Genomic DNA, 10,181 nt, shown 5'->3' with positions numbered 1-10,181 from the left:
GAAAATACAAGCTTGACGAATGCTCATGTCTTTGTCTTTGACGCTTTTTATAACTTGCGTTCGAAAGTCTGCTGAGTAAGTCATAATGATTATATCTTTCTCTTTATTTTAAAAGCATTGTATCTTACTTATAAAAGACTGACTATAAAGCCATTGCAGCCGTTATCGCTCTTTTAACTGCTTCAGCTGCGATAGCTAAAGATGGTGTAAAAGATGATGATGGTAAGCATAGAGATGTAGGATTATTAGAAGCTTTGAAAACAGCATTTGGTATAGATATTTCTAAAGAAAGCATAAAAGCGTATGCGTCAAAAAAATGGGATCAAACGACTGACTGGGTAAAAGGATGGTTTAAATAATGTTTTTATATTCAAAAAGTTTTGCAGATGATGTGTCTGAAAAAGAGCGTATCAAGCGTATGAACGTTGACTATCGTCACAACGGTCAGTTGTGGAATTACTATGATAAGTTTCATAGGTGGATTCAACAAATTGATAATGAGTTTGCAAGACAGAAGCTTGAATGGATGAGTCAGGACATTGAAGATGGCTTTGCCAGTTATTATGCGCATTTCGTTTTTTTACAGCAGCATATAGAGCGGCCATGGATTAATGAAATTTGTCTCAAGTATTATTCAAATGATTCTTCGAAAAATCGTAGGCATACAGAGTTATCAGCTATAGGCAGGGAATACAATAATGAATTGATACCTCGAGATCAATATCAAAATATCTATGCCCCTATCAATAATTCGAATGAAGAAATAATAAAAGAACTTGATCTTTATTATTATGACATGAGAGTAGATGCTCTCTATAAAGAGCTAACCGCTAACGCAGATGACCCTGATGAAAAGTTCATGATTTTTTGGGAGGTAACAAAAGCATTCGAGCTTGAGCTTGAACAACTCGAAGAAAAGCAGTGGCGAGGTATAGAGATTGATCTTGCAGGATTTGAGCCAGCGCCGCATCATCTTCCCCCTTCAAGCTATGAGGACTACGGTAGGTCAGTCCTTGACTACGAATCCGTTCCAGACGTTAATTTTTTACTCTATTCTCCTGAACCCTATATCAAACTAGGGCAGATGTATTTCGAAGGCTTTGAATATCAAGAACAATTAAGTGATAAAGCTTTGAAAGTCTTTACTAAACCAATTAATAATGATTATCAATGGGCACTTAGCTTATTCGCCTCTGGCGGTATGATTTGGCATAGTTTTGTACCTTTATTAATGATTATCCCTACCAATCAGAATCGACCAATTAAACCTAAAAACGTTGTTTACCAAGAATTATGTCTATCCTTATCTATCGGTGGTAATACAGAAGGGCGTGCTTTACAACTAAAGAAGTTTAATTATATCAATCGCTATGTCAACCGTTATATTGATTGGATGCAAGACAAGGTAATGGCGGTAATAGAGAGCGAGTAGCGCAAAGCTTCACCCTCACAGATGACAAGGGTCGGGTTAAGACACGCACCCTGCCCAGTGGTGAAGTCATCGAATACGCCTATAATGGTGAAGATAAAAAGAAAGTTGGCATACTCAGTGGCATCTATCTAAAAGGACTCTGGGACAAACCAATTGTCACAGGTATGAACCAAGACCGAGATACCAGCCTAGTGCAGCAGTTTAGTTTTGGTAATGGTATTGCCAACACCCTTCAAAAAGACAAAAATGGTCGCATCGTCTTAGCAGGGAACCCAAAAGTTGGGCAGACCATGCTTAACTACGATCCTAACCAAAAGCAGTTAGAACCTGAAAATGTCAAGCAAACCTATAGCGCACAAGTGGGTGATACCATTCATCCACAAAGCGGTATGAGTAAGCAAGTTCGTCAAGTGCTTGACCAAGTTGTTTATAATCGAAATCCAGAGCCGCTGTTTGTCCAGCAGAAAGATGTCATTGAGCAGATCAGTCAAACCCCTGAGATGGATCAGTGGGGCAGAACAGTAAAACAAGGCAATCAGAATTATGAGTACGATAGTCAAAACCGCCTAACTAAAATTAGTACTACTGACGAGACAGGCAACCTAATCCCAATAGCTGACTACCGCTACAACACCTTTAACCAGCGTGTCGCTAAGACGACTTATAACCATCAAGGTAATCAGACCAAAACCACCTATTACTTCTATGATGGCAATCAGCTCATTGCCGAAACGACAGACACCGCAGGACAACAAGCAGACAATCTTAAACAGTATGTCTGGCTGAACGACACGCCTATTGCCATCCTTCAGCAAGGTGATCTGTACTACATTCATACTGATCATAGAAACGCACCAATAGCGGTCACCGACAACACCAGTAAGCTTATCTGGCAAGCGCACAACGAAGACTTTGGCTATGCCACTATCAATGCGAACAGCACGTTTGAATTAAACCTACGCTTATCGAATCAGTACTACGATAGTGAGAGCGGTCTACACTACAATACCAATCGTTATTATGATGCGCTAAACCAGCAATACTTAACCCCTGATCCGTTAGGGCTGGCAGCAGGCCCTGATCTGTTCGCCTTTGCACTGAACCAACCGCATTCGATTAGTGATCCAGATGGGTTGGCTCCTGTATGGAATGAACCTCCAACTGACGCAGAGGTAGCGAAATGGAGCAGTGAAAGAAAAATACAGTGGGTTTTTAATTACACAGCAGGATTTTTTAAAGATGATGTACAAACCGCTTTACGTCAGCTTGCAAGTCCAGCTGTCATTACAACCACAGCAGCAGTTTTTGGAATATGGGCTGTTGCTCAATTTACACCTTATGGTTGGGCGGCTGATGTAGCATTAGCTGGTATTGGCGCTTTTTTTATAGGTAAGGCGATTGGAGACGTTATTGTAGGTCTATACAATGCTTCAAAAATATTAAAACCAACTTGCACTGCTAGTGATTTGCTTCAAGCAGGAGATTCTTTAAGAAGAGCAATACAAGCAGCAACACAAAGCCTTGCAACTAGTGTTGGTGCTTCAGCTGGTGCTAAATTAGCTGGGTTTCTGAGAACGATATTTAGAGATAAAACGAATGCAATTACTCGAGCTAATCGTGCTGAAGGTGATTTAAGTAGATATGGCGCATTCAAACAAGGAAGAACACGTTCTGGTTATACAGCTAACTCAGAAGCTCAGAGACGCGCTGAAGCAGCTGGGTATGGAGATGGGTTCCGTCCACCATGATCTAAATGGAAGACTGTAACCGATACATGGCTTAAACCTGGAGATAAAGTTTATATGTTGGTAAATAAAGGCGCTACTAATAAGCAACCTGGATTAGGAGGATGGGTTTCACCTGACAAGTTTTCGAGTTTAAAGGAAGCTAGACAGAAATTAGCTCTATTGCCTGAATTCAAGAAAGATCATCAATGTTGCGATTTGGTAGAGTTGTCTGTTAGAACACCTATTCCTGTTCGCTCGGGTGAGGTTGGGTCTTTAATTTCAAGAGAAACTGGAGCATTATATCGGGGTGGGGCTAGACAAAGTGAACTGCTTATTAGTATGAAAGGTAACGAGTGGGAAAAATATTTTAGTGTCACTAACATTAAAAAAGGAGCTGATCTTAAATGATAGAAGAATATAAAATTACAAGTAGTAAAGGTCAAGAGTGTATTTATAGAGACTATAGCTATATTTATAGAAAGAAGAAGTATAGTTCGCTTTGGGAGGCTAAGTATAAAGCAGATTTTTCATATGACATAGATAATCCTTTTTATGTCATACGATGGACACATAATCATGAAAATTTTGAACTAAAAATCGAAGGTTTAGGATCTGATTTTAAAATAGATCCCATCAGTAAACTTATAATTATTAAAGGCAAGAGTTTTAAGCTTAAAAGTTCATTAGTAACTTCACCTAATTCTGATCATTCAACTAATAGTCCCTTGTGTTACTTTATTAGGAAAAATGGTGGTATTGATCATAAACTAATACTTCCTGAGTATGTATATTATGAAAAAAATATACCTTGGAACACATTTTTACCTACTAGCCCTTTAAATGAGAAAGAGAGTAGAAAAATTCTTGTGGAAGAGTTTTTTGATATTGGATTCGATAAAGCAAGAAATAGTCTAGTAGGTAAATATTACTATATGCACGATTCTGTGCAAGAAAGAGAATATGACGCTATAAACAGAGAATGGGGCGCTATAGTATCTGCGTGGAAAAGTTAACTGAGACAGTAAAATGAAATTTAAATTTGCAGGTACTCAAAAAATAGATGATAGTGGAAAAGGTTCTTTTATGTATAAAGGTGTTGATCTCATAGAGTATCAGTATCAATGGAAAGATATTGATGATGAATATACTAGATTAAAAATGAAAATCGGTGAAGAGAGCACTGTATTCAAACCTTATGTTTATCAGCTGACAGTTGATAATAAAGTCTTAATATTTGCATCAGGTGAAATTTCAAATGGTATATGGGGTTTTGCCTTGCCTGAGTAATCATGGTTAAAATACAAGAATATAAGAAGAAAGTATGTTTAGATTTTTAAAGAAAGTCGGGGTGAAGAAATCATCTCATGACAATAGATTTAACGAATGGGAAAAAGAGTTAAGAACTAGAATAATTCCTGAATCTGATTTTTACTATAGAAAGAGTAAAGATTTTAATAAAACATTTGTAGTTGAGAAGGTATCATTAACGACTATGCCAAGCTTCTCTGTCAGGCGCTATCTTGAAGAAGCTATATACTTGATATTTACTAAATTTGATGAACAAGTATCTACTGCCTATTTGCAAGTCTCCTTAGATATCGCCAATGCTATACTGGCTTTACCCCAAAGTGAGACTGAACGCTGGAATGCTGAGGATCTATATATAAAAGAAGATAGACCGAGTATATTAATTGATAAATTATTCATTGAGGCTTTATTAGCTAATGAAAATATAAATATGACTGAGTTAGCCTGTGTCAGCGATTCATTACTAAACCATTTAAAAGTATATAAAGGTAGCCTCTGGGAAGATGTGACTCAAAGTCAGTATTTATCTAGCGTCTGGAATCTTATGATAGCAGGGCAGTTACAAGACGCAAAAGCGCACCTTAGCGTTAGAAAGTCATTTCGATATACTGAAAACTTATATAATTGGACAAAGCAGCTTAATAAACTATTGATTGAGCAGCAGTCTGGCGCAGAGGTAGATACTGAGCTTAATACAATGTTTGACGAGGTATTTGATATTATTCGCTCTCCATATTGGCAAACTGATCGCCAGAAAGAAGAAAATAGATTTCCTATAACGATGAATCCAAATTATGTACGTTTGCAACTGGCGATTATCAGATGGTTATACGTTGAAAAACAGCCGTTAAAAGGGCATTGGAATGAGGTTTTGGCGCAAGTTTCAAGATAATACATTATGATTTTTTTGAGATTAAAATGAGCGATGATCCGGTAATCCCCCCAAAAAATAATAACCCTTAAAAGTAGAAACTAACTGCTAAAATACCAGCAGGAGATTTCGACATGAAAAAAACAAGATTTACCGACACCCAGATAGTTAATATACTCAAACAAGCAGAACAAGGCGTGCCTGTCAGTGACATATTGCGTGAACATAATATTAGCCAAAGTACTTTTTATAAGTGGCGATCTAAATACGGCGGTATGGACGCCTCACTGATAACCCGTCTTAAAGAATTAGAAGCAGAGAACGCTTGCTTAAAGAAAATGTATGCTGAGGAAAGGCTTAAATCAGATATCCTACAGGACGCTATGACAAAAAAGTGGTAGTGCCCCAAAGGCGCAGATAGCTCGCTTGTCACTACATTGAAGCGCGTAGCATTAGCATACGCCTCGCTTGTCGTATCTTTAGTATCAGTGTGACCTGCTACTATCACCAATCCGTAGCAACCGATGAGAATAAGCAAATAGCTGACCTACTTATCAAACTGACTGATGAGAATAAAAACTGGGGCTTTGGGCTGTGCTTTTTAACCCTGCGTAACGTTATGGGGCTGCCTTACAACCACAAGCGTGTGTATCGTATCTACTGTGAGCTTGAATTAAACCTTAGAATCAAACCCAAGCGCCGTATAAAGCGCAAAAGCCTGTACCACTGGCAGTACCTGATAAGATTAACCAAAGCTGGAGCATGGACTTTATACATGATAGCTTAACAGATGGTCGTGGCTTTCGACTGTTTAACGTGATTGATGACTATAACCGTGAAGCACTGACAGTAGAGATTGACTTCTCGCTACCAGCTAGGAGAGTGATACGCAGTCTCAACCAGCTGGTTGAGTGCCGAGGCAAGCCATAGCAAAATGCTTATGTGGGGCGCTTTTACAGAACCATGCGGTATGATTGGTTAAATCAGGAGCTATTTGATAATCTAGATCAGGTACGCGCACAAGCAGAGAGCTGGTTGTATCACTATAACAACGAGCGCCCGAACATGGGTAATGGCGGCTTTACGCCAATACAGAAACTCAATCAAGCGGCTTAATTCTATTTGTTAGGTGTCTTAGGTTTGGGAGGGTTACCATTAGAAGGTCTCTAGTTCTTTCCTGTTCATCATCATATAGGGCATGTCATTTTGTCGCAATATTTGGGCTAAAAATGGCTAAATCTTTGGCAAACGGTGTCAAATAGCTGGTCAATATCTTGATATTACCTGCGCTATTTTCCTTGTTTGCCTGCGATTTATCTCATTTTTATCACCATTTTTAAAATAGGGACACGCCCTAGTATAACTTATTCTAAAACATCTCTACTAATTGATGACATGCCTTAAAACGTTATGGTATTAGAACTTATAATTAATACCCACACGGTATTCGCGACCACGCTCGGCATTCCAGTTGGTTAAGTCGGTAAAGCGGGTGGAGCGGAAGTTGCTTTGGTTGTAATACATTTTATCTGCAATGTTGTTGATGCCAGCGTTGAGGCTCAAGCTGTCATTGTTGAAAGGTTGCCAGTTGGCGAAGACATCGGTGACCCAATATTTTGGCATGGTGCGGTCTTCAGTTTCGCCCGCTTCACGGTATTGGTATTCATCCATGTGACGATGTTTGACGCCAATCTCAAGCTGGGGGTCGTCAAACTGATAAGAAACCGACGCAACATATTTGTCACCCGTTGGGATAACGTCGAGGGCATAGCCGTAATATTCGCCATTTAACTCAGGGTCATTGTGCGACATACCAAGGTAGGCTTTGATGCCGTTGTTTTGGTAGCCTAGGTTGAGCTCGTAGCCTTGGTTTTTGAGTTCGCCTTGGTTGGCTTGTACGGTATCGTAGGTGTTGATGTAGTCTTTAAAACGTTGGTCAAAGACGCTTGCGCCTGCCATAAAGCCATTATCCCCCATCCATTCAATACCGATTTCTGCGTTTTGCGCTTTACCAGCTTCTAAGTCATCGGCAAAGCTGTGTTGGTCGCCATTGGCCAATGCCAGGATTAAAGATTCATACAGCTTTGGAGATTGGATGGCTTGAGACCAGCTGGCGTTAAGAGATAAGTTGTTATTTACAAACCAAGTGGCAGCAATGCTGGGGCTGACCATGCCATCGCTTAGGTTTTGCTCGGTGTTGTTGGTGATGTCGTAATGGTCGTAGCGTACGCCTGTGGTCAGCAAGATGGGGTCAAAGTCCCAGCGCATTTCAGCAAATACACCGTATTCTTCCTTTTCTTCTTCGCCAGTGCCAACTGTATAAGCATCTGCGCTGATTTTGCTGTCTCGATAATTGATACCAGTGACCAGTCTGTGCGCATCTGTCACTGGGTAGGTGACGGACAGATTTGCCCCTGTGGTTTCTGCTTCAGAGTTTAGCGGGTCTGGAATGCGGGCAGAAAGATTGTCAATTTGTTTACGCTCGTCATCGGTCTTGCTATAAAAAGCATTGGCATCGATATCAAGAGCGTAGATACCACCAATGTCATAGCCTTGATAGGCTAGGTTGGTAGTGTCTTGCGTGGTTTCGGTATCAAAAATGGTCTGGTCGCCGAAGGTGCCGATAAGATTGGGGCGAAAACCGATGTCACCGCTCATTTGCTCACGGCGATGACTCAGCTCAAGGCGGTTGTCTGGGTTGATGTTCCAGCCAAGTTTTGCCAAATAGCCTTCTTGGTCTATTTCGGTATAGGGCACTTCATTGCCATCGCCATCTTCGTAATTGTCATTATGAACGATGTTGCCCATGATGATGCCATCAACTGCACCGTTTGAGCTGCGTCCATAAGCGGCTGTCACCCCGTTCCAGCCTTCATTGCTGCTATAGCCGCCACCAATCATTGCGCCAACATCTTTACCAGATTTTAGCATGTCATTGGCGTTGACTGTTGTCATACGAATGGCGCCAGCAGTAACACCAATACCCGAGCTGGCTGCGCCTGTGCCTTTTTCAATGTTGATGGATTTAAGCAAGGCGGGATCAAACATAAAGCGAGATTGATGGTGAAATACTTGCGCACTGGTACTGACATTGTCCACGCTAAAGGTCAGCTCGTTTTCTCCCATATTACGAATGTATAGCTGCTGTGCGACACCGTTGCCACCACTGACGGAGAGGCTGGGTTGGTCTTTTAACACGTCTTTCATGTCGAGAATGGTGCTTTTTTCTATGATTTGCTGATTGACCGTCGGTGTCACACCGCCAGAGCTGGCAGTGACGGTGATAGTGTCTAGGGTGGTGGTTGGTACATCTTCATTGCTTAGGTCTGTGCTGTCTGAGGCTGAAAAGGCAACGGTGCTTAGCGTAGCTAATGAGCCGAACATGAGTGTTTTTACAGCAAAAGAAAGTGGGGTACGAAGAGCAAGCATGGTCAAACCTCAAAAATATGCAGTCAATTTAATGAGAATGATTATCATATAATTTTGTGAAGATTTGTGTCACAATCAGGAAAGAATTGCTATCAAAATCAGGAATGATGGCAAGTTAAAGCAGCCAGTCGATAAATTGTAGGTATGCGTTTTCGTCAGTTAAAGACCAGCTCATCAAAAGATGACTGTGTTTGTTGTCAGAGTTTGATGCCGTGCTTTTATGCTGGGTTGATGTTTTGGTGAGATGTGTGGATTAACTGAAAAGTGATATTTAAGATAGTTTGAGATGGATAGAGGTCAGAGGAGCAGTCATATGAGTGTGGCGATTGAGGCACTGCCATGGCAAGACCATGAGTTAGGAAGTATGCACATACGCAAGCTGACAGGTGGGGAGCAGGCAGAGCCTGTCAAAGCGTATCAGGAGAGTTATCAGATAGCCGATGGGTTTACTCTGGTGCGAGAGCAAATGCAAACAGCGACCCCAATTGTGTATCCAGAAATGAATAGCGATGGCTATGTGGGGGTGTGCTTTGCGTTTACAGATGTGAACAAGACAGATAAACAGATTGCGTTTCCGCATTTATATCATGAGCAAATGAATGTGACCAATGGTTATCATTACCCTGAACAAAAGCACGATGCGCTTAATAAACCTAGCTATTATACTAGCTTGAAGTTTCGTCCTGAATATCTGTTGGCATTGCATAAGCAGCAGCCATTGCCTAGTTGGCTATTGCATTTGGTGGATGGCAGTTGTAAGCAGGTGGTGACCCAGATACAAGTGCCGACCAGCTTAAGAGAGCTAGGCTGGCAGATATGTCGCATGCCACGCAGTGAAACGCTGAGTGACTGTATGCGCATGCAGGCGAAGGCGCTGTCTTGGCTGGCGATGCTGCTAGAAATACCAGAGCAAATGAATCGAAGTCATTACCAGCAGCAAGATGTTATGATAGCAAAGAAGATACAGCAGGCCATTAATATTATTCAAAGTGAATTTCATACCGAGCTGACCATTACTAGTTTGGCTAGCCGAGTGGCCTTAAATGAGTGTTATTTAAAAAAAGGCTTTAAAGATAAGACAGGGCTTGGTATCCATGAATATTTAACGGAATATCGTTTAGAACAGTCTTGCCAGCTACTGCGCTGTCGCCCTGATTTAAGCATTAAAAGTGTTGCCAGTATGTGCGGGTATCAACCAAGCTACTTTAGTCAGGTATTTAAATCGAGGTTTGTGATATCACCGAATGATTTTCGCAAACAATGAATACGGTAAAGAGCTCATTATATACGAGAGTTTCCCAAACTTTGTGTAACTGCTTATAATCCACTAACCGGAGAATAAGCAATGACTAAGCAAACCGACCTTAAAAAACTTGCCCAGCAAATGGCTAGCAGCATGAAAAGCTTTGATGAC

The 10,181-nt window shown here is 40.9% G+C and carries 9 protein-coding genes and 1 pseudogene; 8 read left to right on the top strand and 2 right to left on the bottom strand.

The window, feature by feature from the left end; genetic code table 11:
* Positions 1 to 142: 142 nt before the first annotated feature.
* A complete protein-coding gene (locus JMX98_RS12850; protein WP_201587137.1) occupies positions 143 to 295 on the bottom strand; it encodes a hypothetical protein in 153 nt (50 codons plus the stop codon).
* 63 nt (positions 296 to 358) lie between these two features.
* Here JMX98_RS12850 and JMX98_RS12845 point away from each other — a divergent pair, with 63 nt between their 5' ends.
* From JMX98_RS12845 to JMX98_RS12815, 7 genes and pseudogenes are all read left to right on the top strand, one after another.
* Entirely contained in the window at positions 359 to 1,432 is a 1,074-nt protein-coding gene (locus JMX98_RS12845; RefSeq protein ID WP_201587135.1) for a hypothetical protein, read from the top strand.
* Positions 1,390 to 3,180, top strand: coding sequence for an RHS repeat domain-containing protein (locus JMX98_RS12840; RefSeq protein WP_201587132.1), 1,791 nt, complete (start codon positions 1,390 to 1,392; stop codon positions 3,178 to 3,180). The genes JMX98_RS12845 and JMX98_RS12840 overlap by 43 nt, the downstream gene beginning before the upstream one ends.
* Before the next feature lie 54 nt (positions 3,181 to 3,234).
* Positions 3,235 to 3,567 (top strand): hypothetical protein, encoded by a 333-nt coding sequence (locus JMX98_RS12835; RefSeq protein WP_201587130.1) that lies wholly within the window; start codon positions 3,235 to 3,237, stop codon positions 3,565 to 3,567.
* Positions 3,564 to 4,172, top strand: a complete 609-nt coding sequence (locus tag JMX98_RS12830) for a hypothetical protein (RefSeq protein WP_201587128.1) — start codon at positions 3,564 to 3,566, stop codon at positions 4,170 to 4,172. The genes JMX98_RS12835 and JMX98_RS12830 overlap by 4 nt, the downstream gene beginning before the upstream one ends.
* Positions 4,173 to 4,185: 13 nt before the next feature.
* The gene (locus JMX98_RS12825) at positions 4,186 to 4,446 is read left to right on the top strand and encodes a hypothetical protein (protein ID WP_201587126.1); all 261 of its coding nucleotides are present in this window, start codon (positions 4,186 to 4,188) and stop codon (positions 4,444 to 4,446) included.
* A 34-nt stretch (positions 4,447 to 4,480) separates the two neighbouring features.
* Positions 4,481 to 5,359 carry a hypothetical protein gene (locus tag JMX98_RS12820; protein WP_201587124.1) on the top strand — a complete coding sequence of 293 codons (879 nt, stop codon included), beginning with the start codon at positions 4,481 to 4,483 and terminating at the stop codon, positions 5,357 to 5,359.
* 113 nt (positions 5,360 to 5,472) lie between these two features.
* Positions 5,473 to 6,454 (top strand): annotated as a pseudogene (locus JMX98_RS12815) (IS3 family transposase).
* A 300-nt stretch (positions 6,455 to 6,754) separates the two neighbouring features.
* Here the strand turns inward: JMX98_RS12815 and JMX98_RS12810 are convergent.
* Complete coding sequence (locus JMX98_RS12810; RefSeq protein ID WP_201587122.1) at positions 6,755 to 8,767, bottom strand: TonB-dependent receptor plug domain-containing protein; 2,013 nt, start codon at positions 8,765 to 8,767, stop codon at positions 6,755 to 6,757.
* A 313-nt stretch (positions 8,768 to 9,080) separates the two neighbouring features.
* On the opposite strand from JMX98_RS12810, the gene JMX98_RS12805 reads away from it, so the two are divergent.
* A complete protein-coding gene (locus JMX98_RS12805) occupies positions 9,081 to 10,031 on the top strand; it encodes a helix-turn-helix transcriptional regulator (RefSeq protein ID WP_201587120.1) in 951 nt (316 codons plus the stop codon).
* Positions 10,032 to 10,181: the final 150 nt, after the last annotated feature.

The organism is Psychrobacter sp. HII-4, from assembly GCF_904846595.1.
Classification (GTDB): domain Bacteria; phylum Pseudomonadota; class Gammaproteobacteria; order Pseudomonadales; family Moraxellaceae; genus Psychrobacter; species Psychrobacter celer.
The sequence above is the reverse complement of the archived record's forward strand: the minus strand, read 5'-3'. Positions and strand labels throughout refer to the sequence as shown.